16 protein-coding genes are annotated in these 16,072 nt (G+C 63.6%); 11 read left to right on the top strand and 5 right to left on the bottom strand.

The window, feature by feature from the left end; all coding sequences use genetic code 11:
• Positions 1-296 precede the first annotated feature (296 nt).
• The 5 genes from XF30_RS25550 to XF30_RS25530 are packed head-to-tail and all read left to right on the top strand — an operon-like array spanning position 297 to position 5,462.
• A complete protein-coding gene (locus tag XF30_RS25550; RefSeq protein WP_109144195.1) occupies positions 297-1,247 on the top strand; it encodes a PDR/VanB family oxidoreductase in 951 nt (316 codons plus the stop codon).
• A gap of 17 nt (positions 1,248-1,264) precedes the next feature.
• Positions 1,265-2,605, top strand: coding sequence for an aromatic ring-hydroxylating dioxygenase subunit alpha (locus XF30_RS25545; protein WP_109144194.1), 1,341 nt, complete (start codon positions 1,265-1,267; stop codon positions 2,603-2,605).
• Complete coding sequence (locus tag XF30_RS25540; RefSeq protein ID WP_109144193.1) at positions 2,602-3,078, top strand: aromatic-ring-hydroxylating dioxygenase subunit beta; 477 nt, start codon at positions 2,602-2,604, stop codon at positions 3,076-3,078. The genes XF30_RS25545 and XF30_RS25540 overlap by 4 nt, the downstream gene beginning before the upstream one ends.
• Positions 3,079-3,085: 7 nt before the next feature.
• Positions 3,086-4,702: an ATP-dependent acyl-CoA ligase gene (locus XF30_RS25535; protein WP_204524527.1), complete on the top strand. Its 1,617-nt coding sequence runs from the start codon at positions 3,086-3,088 to the stop codon at positions 4,700-4,702.
• Between the two features lie 31 nt (positions 4,703-4,733).
• On the top strand, positions 4,734-5,462 hold the full coding sequence (locus XF30_RS25530) for an SDR family NAD(P)-dependent oxidoreductase (protein ID WP_109145844.1): 729 nt from the start codon (positions 4,734-4,736) through the stop codon (positions 5,460-5,462).
• Positions 5,463-5,472: 10 nt separating this feature from the next.
• On the opposite strand, the gene XF30_RS25525 is transcribed toward XF30_RS25530, so the two are convergent.
• The 4 genes from XF30_RS25525 to XF30_RS25510 form a co-directional block, all read right to left on the bottom strand.
• The gene (locus XF30_RS25525) at positions 5,473-5,955 is read right to left on the bottom strand and encodes a MarR family winged helix-turn-helix transcriptional regulator (RefSeq protein WP_057029875.1); all 483 of its coding nucleotides are present in this window, start codon (positions 5,953-5,955) and stop codon (positions 5,473-5,475) included.
• Entirely contained in the window at positions 5,955-6,449 is a 495-nt protein-coding gene (locus XF30_RS25520) for a MarR family winged helix-turn-helix transcriptional regulator (protein WP_036023818.1), read from the bottom strand. Before XF30_RS25520 ends, XF30_RS25525 begins: the two co-directional genes overlap by 1 nt.
• Positions 6,450-6,605: 156 nt before the next feature.
• Entirely contained in the window at positions 6,606-8,171 is a 1,566-nt protein-coding gene (locus XF30_RS25515; RefSeq protein WP_109144192.1) for an indolepyruvate oxidoreductase subunit beta family protein, read from the bottom strand.
• Positions 8,168-10,327, bottom strand: a complete 2,160-nt coding sequence (locus tag XF30_RS25510; RefSeq protein ID WP_109144191.1) for a thiamine pyrophosphate-dependent enzyme — start codon at positions 10,325-10,327, stop codon at positions 8,168-8,170. The genes XF30_RS25515 and XF30_RS25510 overlap by 4 nt, the downstream gene beginning before the upstream one ends.
• A gap of 127 nt (positions 10,328-10,454) precedes the next feature.
• Between XF30_RS25510 and XF30_RS25505 the strand changes: the two genes are divergently transcribed.
• The 6 genes from XF30_RS25505 to XF30_RS25480 all read left to right on the top strand — a co-directional run bounded on the left by XF30_RS25505 (position 10,455) and on the right by XF30_RS25480 (position 15,415).
• A complete protein-coding gene (locus XF30_RS25505; protein WP_109144190.1) occupies positions 10,455-11,477 on the top strand; it encodes a carbon-nitrogen hydrolase family protein in 1,023 nt (340 codons plus the stop codon).
• 53 nt (positions 11,478-11,530) lie between these two features.
• A complete protein-coding gene (locus XF30_RS25500) occupies positions 11,531-12,637 on the top strand; it encodes a cupin domain-containing protein (RefSeq protein ID WP_109144189.1) in 1,107 nt (368 codons plus the stop codon).
• Between the two features lie 45 nt (positions 12,638-12,682).
• Complete coding sequence (locus tag XF30_RS25495) at positions 12,683-13,591, top strand: fumarylacetoacetate hydrolase family protein (RefSeq protein WP_109144188.1); 909 nt, start codon at positions 12,683-12,685, stop codon at positions 13,589-13,591.
• Entirely contained in the window at positions 13,591-14,028 is a 438-nt protein-coding gene (locus tag XF30_RS25490; protein ID WP_109144187.1) for an acyl-CoA thioesterase, read from the top strand. The genes XF30_RS25495 and XF30_RS25490 overlap by 1 nt, the downstream gene beginning before the upstream one ends.
• Complete coding sequence (locus tag XF30_RS25485) at positions 14,025-14,732, top strand: hypothetical protein (protein WP_109144186.1); 708 nt, start codon at positions 14,025-14,027, stop codon at positions 14,730-14,732. The genes XF30_RS25490 and XF30_RS25485 overlap by 4 nt, the downstream gene beginning before the upstream one ends.
• Before the next feature lie 143 nt (positions 14,733-14,875).
• Positions 14,876-15,415 carry a GNAT family N-acetyltransferase gene (locus tag XF30_RS25480; RefSeq protein WP_109144185.1) on the top strand — a complete coding sequence of 180 codons (540 nt, stop codon included), beginning with the start codon at positions 14,876-14,878 and terminating at the stop codon, positions 15,413-15,415.
• Between the two features lie 126 nt (positions 15,416-15,541).
• Here the strand turns inward: XF30_RS25480 and XF30_RS25475 are convergent, their stop codons facing one another.
• Positions 15,542-16,063, bottom strand: a complete 522-nt coding sequence (locus XF30_RS25475; protein ID WP_158284414.1) for an HD domain-containing protein — start codon at positions 16,061-16,063, stop codon at positions 15,542-15,544.
• Positions 16,064-16,072 lie beyond the last annotated feature (9 nt).

Raw genomic sequence — 16,072 nt, 5'->3', positions numbered from 1 at the left:
AGATGGGCAGGTGCCTCGAAGTATCACCGGATCGCCATTACCGCCGGCTTTCGCCCCTTGTATCCTTGCTCGTGCCGAGCGCAGGAGAGCGCATGATGCGCCGGGCCTGACGACCGGCGGCAAGCCGGTAGCGAGCCCCCCGGCTGGCCACTGACGTTGCCGGCGGGCGATCGCCCGAGACGCCAGCTGGCGATCCATTGATTGCATCATCCGGACCTGCCCCACGCTGACGATTGACAAGCGAATTATTACATGTCTAAAAATATGCAAATTCATATAATCCGTGAGATGCCTGAATGGACGTGCATCCGCTCAAGCTCAAGGTCAGGTCGTATGTCGCGGAGACGCCGTTCATACGGAGCCTTGTGTTTGGTGTGGAGGACGGCGTCCTGCCGCAATGGCAGGCAGGCGCGCATCTCCGCGTCGCGCTCCCGAATGGCGGAGACCGGCCGTACTCGCTGATGGCGTTGCCGGGACTTCCTGAAGATGCGCTGGCGCTTGGTGTCCTGCGCGAGGAGGCTTCGAGCGGCGGCTCGCAGTTCATGCACGCGCTCAAGGTCGGCGACGTCGTGAAGGCGAGCGCGCCGGTCAACAATTTCCGACTGCACGAGGGAGCAGCGCCGGCGCTGCTGTTCGCCGGCGGCATCGGCATCACGCCCGTTCTGTCGATGGCGGCGGAACTGGCGGCGCGGGGAAGCTCATATCGCCTGCACTATGCCGGGCGCACGCAAGGATTGCTGGCGTTCCTGCCGCAATTGCAGGAGATCTGCGCCGGAGGGCTGTCCGTCCACTACGACAGCGATGAATCCCGCCTCGACATTGCCGCGGCGCTCGGCGATGCCGCAGCAAACGCCCACGTCTATGTCTGTGGCCCTTCGGGCATGATCGAGGCGGTGAAGGCCGGTGCGGCCGCCGCCGGGGTGGCAGCCGATCGCGTTCATTACGAGCTCTTCAAGTCCGAGCAGCCGTCATCGCCTGACCGGCCGTTCGAGGTCGAGATCAAGTCGACCGGGCAGGTTGTCGGCGTTGCTGCGGGGCAGACCATCATCGAGGCGCTGGAGGCGGCCGGTTTCGACGTGCTCTACGACTGCCGGCGCGGCGATTGCGGCATTTGCCAGTGCGGCGTGATCGCGGGAGTCCCCGATCATCGCGACGTCATCCTCAGCGACGAGGAGAGGGCGTCCAACAAGGTCATGCAGATCTGCGTGTCACGCGCGAAGTCGGAACGACTGGTGCTGGATCTCTAGGGGAGACGAGGGACGCCATGAAAAGATACGGCGGGAATGCCCACGCGATTGCGGCGCTGGTGCGCGAGGCCGAGGTGCATCGCGACGTCTATGTCGATGCCGAGATCTTCGAGCTCGAGATGGAGCACCTGTTTCCCAACAGCTGGGTCTATGTCGGTCATGCCAGTCAACTTGCAAAACCCGGCGATTTCATCACGGCCAATATCGGCCGGCAGCCGGTCATGGCCAGCCGCCATACCGGCGGGTCCATCCATGTGTTCTACAATCGCTGCCCGCACAAAGGCGTGAAGATCGCGTCCGAACCCTGCGGCAACACCGGAAAGTTCTTCCGCTGCCCCTATCACGCATGGTCTTTCAAGACCGACGGCTCCCTGCTCGCGATCCCGCTGAAGAAGGGCTACGAGGGCACCGGCTTCGGCGACACCCAGGCCAATGAGGGCTTGTCGAGGGTCAGGAACGTCGTCATCTACCGTGATTTCATCTTCGCTCGCCTGAGCGATGAGGGCGTCTCCTTCGAGGATTATTTCGGCGAAAGTCTCTCGACCATCGACAACATGGTCGACCGCTCGCCGGAGGGGAAGCTCGCGGTCCAGGCGACGCCGATCCGCTACATGCACACGTGCAATTGGAAGATGCTGGTCGAGAACCAGACCGACACCTGCCATCCGATGGTGGCGCACGAGAGCTCGGCCGGCACCGCGGTCAAGGTCTGGAAGCGCGAGCAGGGCGATTCCACGGAAACACCGATGGCGGTGCAGCTCTACGGTCCCTTCATGAGCCCGTACGAGTTCTACGAGCAGAGCGGCATCCGGATCTGGCCGAACGGCCACGGCCACACCGGCGTCGCTAACTCTATCCATTCGAACTATTCGGATATCCCGGGCTATCTCGACCAGATGGTCGCGGCCTATGGCGAGCAGCGTGCGCACGAGATTCTCGGCGAAGTCAGGCACAACACCGTCTACTTCCCGAACATCATGGTGAAGGGCGCTGTCCAGATCCTACGCAATTTCATCCCCATCGCGGTCGATAAGACGCTGGTCGAGAGCTGGGTCTATCGCCTGGTCGGCGCGCCCGACAAGCTCTACGAGCGCGCATTGATGTACAACCGGTTCATCAACGCGCCGACCTCGATCGTCGGCCACGACGACCTCGAGATGTACGAGCGGGCGCAGGAAGGACTGAAGTCCAACGGCAATCAATGGGTCAATCTGCGTCGGCTCTACGATGGCCATGAGGAACAGGACGTCACGGCAGTGATCAACGGCACGTCCGAGCGGCAGATGCGGAACCAGTTTCACGCCTGGGCGAAATTCATCACCATGGGCATGGACGAGCGCATCGAGGCCGCGGAATGAGCGACGAGAACACCATCACGGACTTTATCTATCGCGAGGCCGAGCTGCTCGACACGATGCAGTGGCAGGCCTGGCTCGATCTGTTTCACCCCGAAGGGCGTTACTGGATGCCGCTCGAATGGCAGCAGCAGGATCCGGTGCTGCAGCCGTCTCTGATGTACGAGGATCTGCTGCTCCTGAAGGTGCGGGTCGAGCGGCTCGCCGGCGAGCGCACCTTCAGCCAGAAGCCGAAGAGCCGTTGCCATCACCTGCTCCAGGCACCGCGGATCGTCGCGTGCGATCCTGCTGCCGGAATGTTCAAGGCACGAACCTCCTACATCTACACCGAGACGCGCGGCGATATGCTGGAGCGCTATTCGGGATGGGCCTCGCACGAGCTCGTGCAGGTCGGCGATGCCCTGAAGATCAAGCTCAAGCGCGTCGATCTCGTCAATTTCGATGCGCCGTTCGGCAACATCCAGCTTTTCATGTGAGACTGCCTTGACCGCTGCGACCACTGTCCATGCCCGTTTTCAAGAGACCGCGCTCCGCCGCGGCGAGGCGGGTTTCCTCAACGTGCTGCCGGAGACCGCAGGCATCTACGGCATAGCGGCGGGCGAGATTTCCTACCGCGCGATGCTCGACCGGGTCGAGCACCGTCGCGCGGCGTTTGCGAGCCGCGGCTACGGCGAAGGCCACCGGGTCGGGCTGCTGCTCCAGAACAGGCCTGTCTTCATCGAGCTGTGGTTCGCGCTCAATGCGCTCGGCGTCTCGGTGGTGCCGATCAATCCGGACCTCCGTCTCAGCGAGCTCGAATACATCATCGGGCATTCCGAGATGAATGCCGCGTTCGTCCTCACCGAACGGCGCGAGGAGGTGGGGCTGGCCGCGCGTCAGGCCGGCCGGCCGATCCCTGTCGTGGCCGATCAGGACGACGTTCCCGCGCCCTTCGGCGGTGCGCGGCCCTTGACCGCGGCAAGCGAGGGAAGCGAATGCGCGCTGCTCTATACGTCGGGGACGACGGGCCAGCCCAAGGGCTGCGTGCTCACCAACACCTATTTCCTGCATTGCGGAAACTGGTATCGCGACGTCGGCGGGCTGATCGACCTCAAGCCAGACGGCGAGCGTATGATCACGCCGCTGCCGCTGTTCCACATGAACGCGATGGCGGTGTCTCTGATGGCGATGCTGTCGGTCGGCGGCTGCCTGACCATGCTCGATCGCTTCCACCCGCGCAGCTGGTGGGCCTCGGTGCGCGACAGCCGTGCCACCTGCCTGCATTATCTCGGCGTGATGCCCTCGATGCTGATGAGCGCGCCGCCGTCGGAGCTGGACCGCGCGCACAGCGTGCGCTTCGGCTTCGGCGCCGGCGTCGACAAGCTGCTGCATGCCACGTTCGAGCAGCGCTTCGGCTTTCCGCTGCTGGAGGCCTGGGCGATGACCGAGACCGGCAGCGGCGGCGTCATCGCCGCCAATGTCGAGCCGCGCAAGGTCGGCACCAGCTGTTTTGGCCGCCCGGCCCCCGAGATCGAGGTTCGGATCGTCGATGACGGCGGCAATGATGCCCCGGTCGATGTGCCCGGCGAGCTGTTGGTGCGGCGCGCCGGCGCCGATCCGCGCTACGGCTTCTTCCGCGAATATCTCAAGAACGAGGCTGCCACCACCGAGGCGTGGGCCGGCGGCTGGCTGCACACCGGCGATATCGTGTCGCGCGATGCGGACGGCGACCTGCACTTCGTCGATCGCAAGAAGAACGTGATCCGTCGCTCCGGCGAGAACATCGCCGCGGTCGAGGTCGAATCCGTCCTCAACCGGCATCCCGCGATCCGGCAAGCCGCGGTTGCGGCGACGCCGGACCAGATGCGCGGCGACGAGGTTGCGGCGGTCATCATCACTGAGAAGGCCGGCGCGGACCGCGCGCTCGCCGAAGAGATCGTGCGCTGGAGCCTCGAGCAGATGGCCTATTACAAGGCGCCGGGCTGGATCTGCTTCGCCGACAGCCTGCCGCTGACCGCGACCGAGAAGATCCAGCGCGGCGGGTTGAAGGATTTCGTCGGGAAGCTGATGGGCGAGGGCGCGTTCTTCGATCTGCGTGACCTCAAGAAGCGGCAAGTCTGATCAAGAAGGTCTGATCAAAGAAGGTCTGATCATGAGCGAGATCCGCACCACTCTCATCACCGGCGGCAATTCGGGGATCGGCGAGGCCCTGGCGAAGAAGCTCGTCGAGCGCGGGCAGCGCGTGGTCTCGGTCGGGCTGGAGCAGCCCGGCTGGACCCATGATCTGCTCGCGGCCTATCGCGCCGACCTCACCAATATCGAACAGACGCGTGCGATCGCGCAGGAGATCTGCCGGGATCACGCCGTCGACAGCCTGGTCCACAATGCCGGAATCATCCTGCCGAACCTGCTGCCCGACGCCAAGCCGGAAGACATATTGATGCTGGCGCAGTTGCATCTGGGCGCGCCGATGCTCCTGACCCAGGTGGCGCTGGAAGGGATGCGTGCGCGCCGCTTCGGGCGCATCGTGTTCGTCTCTTCGCGCGCCGCGATGGGGGCAGTGACGCGCTCGGCCTATTCGGCCACCAAGGCCGGCGTGCACGGCATGGCAAGGACCTGGGCGCTGGAGCTTGCCCCGAGCGGCATCACCGTGAATGTCGTCGCCCCGGGGCCGATCCTGACCGATAATTTCTGGGGCATCATCCCGAACGGCTCCGAGCAGCAGGAGCGGATGGCGCGCAACGTTCCGGTCGGGCGGCTCGGCTCGCGCGAGGACGTCGCGCACGCAATCTCGTTCTTCCTCGACGAGCACTCCGATTTCGTCACCGGCCAGGTGCTCTATGTCTGCGGCGGTACCAGCCTCGTCGGCCTCGGGCCTTGACGCGCGCGTTCTAGATCTGGTTCTGGCGGATATTCTCGACCATCTTGGCCAGCACGCGCGCGCAGACCTCGATGTCGTCGGGCTCGATGCCCGCGACCAGCCTGTCGTAATTGTTCGCCATGATCGGCCAGATCTTGCGCAGCAGCGCTTCGCCCTCCGGCGTCAGGGCGACGACGCGGCGGCGCTGGTCCTCCTCGGCGATCTCGCGCTTGACGAGGCCCGACGACACCATGGACTCCACCATGCGGCTTGCCGTCGACTGCTCGGTCACCGCGAGAACGGCGACCTCGTTGACCGTGAGCGTCCTGTAGATGAACAGCACCGACAGCGTCCGGAACACGACATTGTTGATGCCGTGCTCGCTCAAATCACGGTTCTGATCCAGGTTCCAGCGATTGGCGAGCCGGTTGAACAGATACGGAATATAGGTTTGCAGCTGGTCCCTCGTCCTCGGCGGACCCGACTTCCATCTGCTCTTGGATTCTCTGGCCATTATCTCTTGCGACTTTGCTTCTTGCTCTCGGTATGAAGTTTCGAGGAAAGCGATTTCAGCACGGACAGCGCGGTGTCCAGCTCCCGGGCCGGGACGTTCTCGAGCCGTCTGGCGAGATGCTTCTTGTGGATTTCGGCCGCCTGCCGGAACAGCGCTTCGCCTTTCGGCGTCAGGCGCACGATGAAGGACCGCCGGTCCTCGCTCGACATCTCCCTGCTGATGAGGTCGTCGGCGAGAAGACGTTGCACCAGCCCCGAGACATTGCCGCCGGTCACCTTCAGATTTTGCGACAATTGCCCGAGCGCGAGGCCCTCCTGGTAACGATCGAGCTGGGCCAGCACGTCGAATTTTGCCAGCGACAGGCCGAACTCCGAACTCAGCATCGAATTGAGCGAGGCGAACAGCTCACCATGCAGCGACAGCAATTGGAGCCAGAGCCGGGTTTCGATCTGCCCAGGGACGGGAACAACGTTCTCCTTGAGTGCTGCCGGCATCGCATGACCATCGAGTACAGAATGTCTCGTCGAGTGAAGGGAATTACTGCGGGTCGTTCGCTCCGATTAACAACCTGAGAATCGTAGTCAAGCCGTCCGATCCTGACCTCCTGAGGGGCGAACGGCAATCCAATCCTACGTCCGGCGCCCGTGGAATCATGCGAAAGTCTTGATGGTCTGGATCACGCCGTCGAGCGCCGTTCCGGCGCTGTCCTTCAGCGCGGCCTCCCGCAGGCGGCGCGCCCAGTCGGCGGCATCCTCGCGGCGCTCCACCAGCTTGATCGCCGCGAGCGTCCTGTCGAATTTCGACAGCCCCCGGCTGTGGGTATCTGAATAGCCTTTGACGAGGCGTCGGCATTGCAGGATCTCGATGCCGAGCTGGTAATTGGTGCCGACCGCCTCGGTCGCGGCCTTGAGCCATGAATCCCGGTGCGCCGTCTCGATGGCGTGACGCAGCGAGCGGCGGCGCAGGCCGCGCATCCCGCCGACGACATAGAGGGCCAGGAACCAGGGCAGCGAGTAGGTTCGCACCCGGCGTCCCCGGTTGACGCGGCGATCGAGCCAGCCGAGCAGGCGCGGACGCGCGCCGAGCCAGCGGCCGAAGCCTGCCGGCAGCATGCCCATCACTTCCTCCATGCGGGGATGCATGAACTCGGTGGTCTGGAGCACCTGTCCGTTCGACATCTCGAGCTCGCTCTCGATGCGCGCGCGGCGGCCGGCGCGCGTCTTGAGGTCGGCGACGCGGATGACGTCGTCATAGGTCATGGCGTTGGCGAGGTACTTTGCCGCGGCTTCCGTGAAGGCATAGGCATGTGCGTCACCGCCGGCGTTTCGGTCGGCTGCGTGCAACCTCTTGAGGATGTCGAGATATTCGCCGCCATAGGCGAGGTCCTGGAAGTCGATGACCTTCCGCAAGCCTGCACGAGCCATGCCGAGTGCAGGCTGGGGCAGCTCCCCATTCAATCTTGCGACGAGCTCGCCAAGCTGCGGATCGGGCGCCGCGGAAGAGGGGGTATCGTCGGCCGGTTTGGCTGGCGCGGGCGCCGCAACTTCGGTCGGGCCGGTCTTGACCCGCTCGAAGGCGGCCTCGAACGTCTCGACGCTGGCCTTGGCGCCTTTGCCGCCGGTGCGGATGACGTCGAGATAGCTGTCGCGGCTGAACGGCAAGACGCCGGCGCCTGCGAGCGCGCCGAACATCGCGGCCGAGATGACGCTGCCATGCGCGATCGCCAGCGCGTTCAGATCGAAGATGATCTCGGTCTTTGCCGCAATTCCGATGGCGCCGGTCACGGCGCCGCCGTCGGCGATGCCGTTGCCCGGCGCGATCTTCTCGCCGATCGCAAACGAGCGGTGGTTGGACGCGATCAACGTGGTGCGATCCGGCGTCACGAGGCCGCGCAGGATCGATCGCCCGGCCTCCATGAATTCCGCCGCCATCACCACGTCGACGTCGCCCGGGGTGGGCATCAGCGACAGGATCGGCTTGCGGCCGTCGAGCGGCGGCATCGCCTCGATATAGTAGATGGTGGCGCCGGTGCGCTGGGCGACGCCGGGCACGGAGGTGGACTGCGCGACCCAGCCATGGTTCTCGGCGAGCTGAACGATCCAGTCCGTCAGGACGCCGCCGCCCTGGCCCCCCATCGCGACAATCGCGATCGAGATCGGCCGCTCCGTCGCTTCGCCTGCGGCGGGGAGGGCCAGCCGGACCGTCTCGTCCCTCATGCCAGTGCCTCGAGCGCCGGCCGACGGCGGTCGCGCCGACGCTGCAGCCAGCCGATCACGCTCAAGGCGACCCTGGATTTGAACATGTCCCAGCGCGTCGGATTATGGATGACGTCGGCTCGATAGAACGAGGGGCAGAGCACGGCGGCCTCGGAAACCTCGCCGCAATTGCCGCAGCCGACGCAGGAATTATCGATCGCCGCGACCGGATCGTCGCGCAAGGGGTCGTCGAGCTGCTTCACCGACAGTGACGGGCAGCCGGAGAGGCGGATGCAGGCATGGTCGCCGGTGCAGACGTCTTCGTCGACGCCAAAGCGCTCCTTGACGATGCGCGTCCCGTCCTTGATCGCCTTGTTGATCTGCGGCTTCACGCGCCGCTGCTTGTTCAGCATGCATTCGGAGGACGCGACGATGACCTTCGGGCCTTCCTCTTTCGTCGTCAGCGCTTCCTTCAGCGTGTCGCGCATCTTGCCGACGTCGTAGGTGCGGTCGAGCTGGCGCACCCACTGGCCGCCGATGCCCTTCACCGCCTGCACGATCGAGTTGTTGGTCTTGCGGCGCTTGTTGACCGCGCGCGAGGACAGGATGTCCTGACCGCCCGTGGCAGAAGTGTAGTAATTGTCGACGATGACGAACACGCCGTCATGCTTGTTGAACACGGCATTGCCGATGCCGCTGGTCAGTCCATTGTGCCAGAAGCCGCCGTCGCCCATCACCGCGATCGACCGCTTGTCCGCCTTGACGTTGAAGGCCGAGGTCGAGGCCGGGCCGAGGCCGAAGCCCATCGTGGTCGCGCCGATGTTGAAGGGCGGCAGGATCGAGAACAGATGGCAGCCGATGTCTGCGGAGACGTGGTGCTGGCCGAGCTCTTCCTCGACCAGCTTCATGGCGGCGAAGATCGGCCGTTCCGGGCAGCCGGTGCAAAGCCCGGGCGGGCGCGCCGGCACCACCTGCTTGAGCTTCTCGACCGCGGGGTGATTGAGCACGGGCGCTGCGTCCGGCGCCGGCGGACGGTTGCCGAGCAGCCGCGGCTCGGTCTTCTCCAGGAATTCCCTGACGCCGCCGAGCAGCACCTGAGCGGTGTAGTCGCCGCCCATCGGCAGCACGTCCTTGCCGTGGACGCGCGCCTGGATGTCCTTGCGGCGCAAGACCGTATTGATCGCCTGCTCCAGATATTCCGGCTGGCCTTCCTCGACGATGAGAATGGCCTCCTTATCGATGCAGAATTCCGCAACCTCGGTATCGATCACGGGGTAGGTGACGTTCATGATGTAGAGCGGGATCTGGGTGTTGCCATAGGCATCCGACAGCCCGAGATATTGCAGCGCGCGGATGACGTTGTTGTACATGCCGCCCTGCATGATGATGCCGACCTTGCCCTGCTTCGGCCCCATCAACTCATTCAGCTTGTTGTCCCGAATGAATCCGATGGCCGCGGGCATCCGCGTCTTGATCTTCTCCTGCTCGTGCTCATAGGCCGCCGGCGGCAGCACGATGCGGTTGACGTCACGCTTGGGATTGTTGAGCGCGTCCTTGATGGTGTGCGCCGGCCTGACATTGTCCTTGCAGGCGAAGCTGCCGTGCATGTGGCAGGCGCGCACGCGCACCTCCAGCATGACCGGCGTGTTGGAGACTTCGGAGAGCTCGAAGCCTTTCTCGATCAGATTGACGATGCATTCATGCTCGGGGCGGGGATCGAGCAGCCACATCTGCGACTTCATCGCGAAGGCGTGGGTACGCTCCTGCATGATGGAGGAGCCTTCGCCATAGTCCTCGCCGACAATGACCATGGTGCCGCCGGTGACACCGCCCGAGGCGAGGTTGGCAAGGGCGTCGGAGGCGACGTTGGTCCCGACGGTCGACTTCCACGCCACCGCGCCGCGCAGGGGATACATCACCGATGCCGACAGCATCGCCGCGGCGGCTGCTTCGTTGGCCGAGCTCTGGAATACGACGCCGAGATCGTCGAGCACGTCCTTGGCGTCGGCCAGCACGTCCATCAGGTGCGAGATCGGCGAGCCCTGATAGCCGCCGACATAGGCGACCCCCGATTGCAGCAGCGCCTTGGTGATGGCGAGGATGCCTTCGCCGCGGAACGTGTCGCCATCGCCGAGCCTGAGATCCTCGACCTCGCGAGCAAAAGACCGTTCAGCCATTGCACCCTCCAGAAATATGCGATAGCATACGTTTACATGTGAAGTAAGTCAACGCCGCGCCATGCTATCACGCTTGCGGATGCTCTCTCCGACAAGGCGGTCATGAGCCAGCGACAGGGTAGGGCCGATGCTGAAGCTGCCTCGCTTTAAAGCTGCCGCCGTCCAGGCTTCACCAGTCTATCTCAACGCAAGCGCGACCGCGGAGAAGGCGGCTTCACTGGTCCGTGAGGCCGCAGCCAACGGGGCGAAGCTCGTCGCGTTCCCCGAAGTGTTCGTTCCCGGCTATCCTTATTGGAACTGGATCACCGATCCCGTCACCGGCAGTGCATGGTTCGAGAAGCTCGCCAAGGCGTCGGTGCTGGTGCCGGGGCCGGAGGTCGACATCGTCTGCAAGGCCGCGCGCGATACGGGATGCCACGTCGTGCTCGGCGTGAACGAGCGCAGCCCGGTCTCGCTCGGCGCGATCTACAATACGCTGGTTTTCATCGGTCCTGACGGCGCCTTGCTCGGCAAGCATCGCAAGCTGGTGCCGACCTGGGCAGAGAAGCTGACCTGGACCGGCGGTGACGGGTCGAGCCTGCGCGTCTATGATACCGAGATCGGGCGTCTCGGAGGCCTGGCCTGCGGCGAGAACACCAACACGCTCGCGCGCTTTGCGCTGCTCGGGCAGGGCGAGCTCGTGCACGTCGCCAGCTATATCTCGCTTCCCGTCGCGCCCCCCGACTATGACATGGCGGAGGCGATCAAATTGCGCGCGATTGCCCACTCCTTCGAAGGCAAGATCTTCACGATCGTCTCCTGCTCGACCGTGTCGGAGGAAATCATCGCGGCGATGGAGACCGTCGTTCCCGACGCACGCGCGCGTTTGCAACGGAAGTCGAGCGCATTCTCCGGTATCATCGGTCCGGACGGGCGCGTGGTCGGCGATCCCTTGATCGACGACGAAGGCATCGTCTATGCCGACATCGACCTCGATCGCTGCATCCAGCCGAAGCAGATGCACGACATCGTCGGGCACTATAACCGGTTCGACATTTTCGATCTGCGGGTCAACCGTCGTCCACAGACGCCGCTCGGTCTGGCAGAGGCGGAAGCCGTCGGCGGACCGGAGCAGGCGGGCTTCGCGTCGATTCCAGGTCGAGCGGAATGACGGGCCGGTTCGCTTGAGGGTGCGGGATCATAAGACAGGACTTGGAGGATAGGATGCGCGAGAACGTGATCGGCCGGGCCAATGTCGAGGACACCCCCGAGCTCGAGGCCTATTACAAGGATCTCGAAAGGTACGAAGCCGGAGCGCTCTGGACCGTCGCCAACAAGATCGAGCCGTGGGCGCCGCAATCGGCCTCGGTTCCCGTGCTCTGGCGCTACAAGGATCTGCGTGAGCACGTGCTGCGCTCGGTCGAGCTGGTCTCGCCCGAGAAAGCCGGCCGGCGCGTGATCTATCTCAACAATCCCGGGCGGCGCGACGTGTCGGCCGCGGTCGGCTGGCTCTATTCCGGATTGCAGGTGATGCATCCCGGCGAGGTCGCCACGGCCCATGCCCACTCGGCCTCGGCGCTACGCTTCATCATGGAGGGCGCGGGCGCCTACACCATCGTCGACGGTCACAAGATGACGCTGGGCGCGCGGGATTTCGTGCTGACGCCGAACGGCACCTGGCACGAGCATGGCGTCGAAGGCAACGGCTCGGTCTGCATCTGGCAGGATGGCCTGGACATCCCGCTCGTCAACGCGCTGGAAGCCAATTTCTTCGTCGTGCATCCGAACATCCAGCAGGAGCCGTCCGGCTATCCCGTGGACGACATGACCCGGACCTGGGGCAATCCCGGTCTTCGGCCGGCGGACTCGCGCTGGTCGAAGGGTTATTCGCCGATGTTCAAATATGAGTGGGAGCCGACCTACGAGTCCTTGCAGAAATATGCGGCCGCGACCGATGGCTCGCCCTATGACGGCATCCTCATGAACTACGTCAACCCGGTCACCGGCGGGCACGTGATGCAGACGATCGGTGCGAGCATGCAGCTGCTGCGCCCCGGCGAGAAGACCAAGTCGCACCGGCACACCGGCAGCTTCATCTACCAGGTCGCCAAGGGGCGCGGCTATTCGATCATTGGCGGCAAGCGGCTCGAATGGGAAGAGCGCGACATCTTCTGCGTTCCCTCCTGGGCCTGGCACGAGCACGGCAATGCATCAGCGAGCGAGGATGCCTGCCTGTTCTGCTTCAACGACCTGCCCGTCATCGAAGGCCTCGGGCTCTATCGGGAAGAGGCCTATGGCGACAACGGCGGTTACCAGTCGGTTGCGGCCTGATAGGCCCTTGCAGAATTCAACCAGAACAGCCGGATAGAAGCTTTCATGCGTCTCGTCACCTACACCTTGGGCTCCAGCGGTGCCCGTCTTGGAGCCCTAGTCAATGGACTGGTCGTCGATGTCGAGCACCTTGGTGCGTCCAGCGGCGTGACATGGCCGGGTGACATGCTGTCGTTCATCGACAACAGCGTGACCCTGCTGCCTGCGCTTAAGCGTGCACTGGCGGACGCCAATGGCCGCTTCCCGGCTGGCTCGGCGGTCGCGGTCGAGGATGTAAAGCTGCAGGCGCCGATCCCGCGGCCGCGGAAAAACATCTTCGGCATCGGGCTGAACTATCGGGCGCATGTGGCGGAATCCGCCAAAAGCCTGGATACGGACAAGGACCTGCCGAAGCAGCCGGTCGTCTTCTCCAAGCCGCCGACCTCCGTGATCGGCCCGGGCGCGGCGATCCAGCACAATGCGAAGATGACGCAGCAGCTCGACTGGGAAGTCGAGCTCGCCGTCATCATCGGCAAGACTGCAACGCGCATCGCGGCCGACAAGGCGATGGACCACGTCTTCGGCTATTCGGTGATGATCGACATTTCCGCGCGCGACAATCGCCGCGCCGGACAGTGGATTTTCTCCAAGGGCATGGACACTTATGCGCCGTTCGGCCCGTGCATCGTGACCGCGGACGAGATTCCTGATCCACACGATCTGCGGCTGTGGCTGACCAAGAACGGGGTCATGAAGCAGGACTCCAACACCAAATACATGATCTTCGACATTCCGGTGCTGATAGCGGACATTTCGTCGGGCATGACGCTCGAGCCGGGCGACATCATCGCCACGGGTACGCCCGAAGGCGTCGGCGCCGGCATGAGCCCGCAGGAATGGCTTTGGCCGGGCGACGTGGTCGAGGCCGGCGTCGACGGCGTCGGCGTCATTCGCCACCCCGTCGTTGCGATCTGATGACGAATTTTTCGTTCGATCGCGTGCTCAGGTTCGGAGACTGCGATCCCTCGGGGATCGCGTACTTCCCGTCCTATTTGAACATCCTCAACGGCGTCGTCGAAGATTTCTGGGCTGGAATCGGTTTTCCATGGCCGGAGCTGATCACGGTCCGGAAGATCGGAACGCCCACGGTACACCTTGATTGCGATTTTTCCCGGCCCTCGATGTTCGGCGATCTCCTGACGTTCAACCTGCGCATCATCAGGGTCGGTGGGTCATCTCTCCATCTCGAGCATATCATCTCCGGCGCGAATGGCCCGCGCTGGCGCGCGCGGCAGATCCTTGCTGCGACCTCGCTGATCGATCACCATGCGATCCCATGGCCCGATGACATTCGCTTCGCACTGATGGCGCATGTGAGCGCGGGCGAGGGGACCGAGGCTATGCCCGCATGATCTCGCTGTTCATGGCATTCTCCGATTCCACAGGCGAACGGCGAGTTCGTCCTGATGAGGTTGCCGCTGTGGCGGAGCTCGTCGGATCGATCCCCGGCATGACCGAGGCCCTGCTGTTCACGCCGCTCGAACAGTCGGTCGACCATCCCTACAAGGCCGACGGCGCCGGCCCCGCCTTTGCGCTGCAACTCCGGTTTCCCGACCTGTTCGCCTGCGAGGCGGCGATGGACCGCGGCGGCGTGCTTGCCGGCCTCGCAACAGGGGCCGGTCTCTCCGGCCTCACCGGACTCGCTATCACACACCAGGTGATGCTGACGCGCGCGTTTCCCGTCGATGTCGCAGAGCATCCGGCGGGAACGACGACTCCGTGCAGTTACCTCGTGCACTATCCCGGCCCGGCCGAGGATATGAGCGCCTGGAACCTGCATTATCTGGAGCACCACCCGTCGATCATGCGGACCTTCCCTGATGTCCGCCAGATCGAGATCTACACCCGCATCGACTGGGTCGACCGGCTGCCGTCGCGGCGCGTCGAGCACATGCAACGCAACAAGCTGGTGTTCGACAGCCCGCAAGCCCTCGCGCACGCACTCGGCTCCGAGGTGATCAAGCACATGCGTGCGGATTTCGTGAAATTCCCGCCATTCGCAGGCGGCAACAAGCATTTTCCGATGCTGACCAGAGTGGTTGGGGCGAGGTCCTAGGCCGCGTACCCATACCCGGCGGCGTGATGCGAATAAAGCAATGTCTGCTTGGCCCCTATAGCGACCGAGTTCGTTCGGCGGCGCAGTATGTCGCGATGAGCCGACAGGCGACACGGGCCCATTCCAAAGATATACTAGGGCCCATGCAGCAAGTAGTGCCGCCTCTTTCAGGTCCGAACGTCATAGTCAGAAGGGTTCGTCCCGCCGACCGCGACGGCTTTTTCGCGCTCCAGACCGATCCAGAAATACACGAAATGTTTGGAGGTAGCCGCGACACCTATCGCGTCATGACTCGGGAGGCCGCTGATGCCGTGGTTGAACGGTTATCGAGTCATCCGTTTGCATGGGTGATTGAACATGGATCAAGGGTGATCGGCGAAACCCGGTTAGACCGTGTTGATATGCAGGATCGGCGCGCATCGTTCGCCGTGGGCATTCTTGATCCGCAGTGCCTAGGGCGAGGCATCGGAACTGAGGCCATGCGCCTCGTCCTGCGGTTTGCCTTCGAGCAGCTCAAACTGCATCGTATATCGGTGCGAGTACTTGCTTACAATTTGAGAGCCATACGCGCTTACCAGAAGTGCGGGTTTGTTATCGAAGGTCATGAGCGAGAGGCAGCATGGGTAAACTCGCAATGGCACGATGACATCATGATGGGGCTGCTTGATCGCGCGCTCCGTTAACACCTCTCGTTCTCCTATGAGGTCGTCTTGGGCCGAAGCTTATCGTTGCGTACAATGTCGCAATTGGCCTGCTAAGGGGCCAGAAGAGGTCGTGCATCTCGTGCCATTGCCTGTCCGACACGAGCTTTATTGCCCCGGCGCTAGGGAAATGATCTCGACCATGCGGTCAAAAGGCACTCCGTGCCTTTCTGAGTATCGCTGCAAAATATCGCTCAAATAGGAGCGATCACCGAGCCGACGGCGCAGCGCCGCGTAAGGCTCCGCGCCGTCCGAGTCACAGAGCGTGGTACGTCCCAGTCTCTCGTCAATGATTGCGATGGCATCCGCCGCCTTCAGCATGTCGGCGAGTACCGTATCCGCCTGGATGCCCGTGCGATGATCGTGCGCAGCGATTGCATCTTGAGCCTCAGCAGGGATGTTGTCTCCAAGCCAGCGAACCGTCAGCAGACCGTGCTGGCTCCAGTTACTCGATGTGTGAAAATAATCGAGATCATGGCACAGGCCAACGACTTCCCAAAGCTCAGCAGAAGCGGAAAAGCCCGGCGCAAGCGTCCGCATCATATGGGCCACGACCCGCGAGTGATTGGCTCTTGGGGTGTCACCCAAATGCTGTCGGACCAACATTTCTGCATCAAGAACTGTTAGCATTCGGCCCAT

The sequence above is a fragment of the Bradyrhizobium sp. SUTN9-2 genome (genome assembly GCF_003122645.1).
Lineage (GTDB): Bacteria > Pseudomonadota > Alphaproteobacteria > Rhizobiales > Xanthobacteraceae > Bradyrhizobium > Bradyrhizobium yuanmingense.
This window is presented reverse-complemented; position numbering and strand designations above follow the sequence as displayed.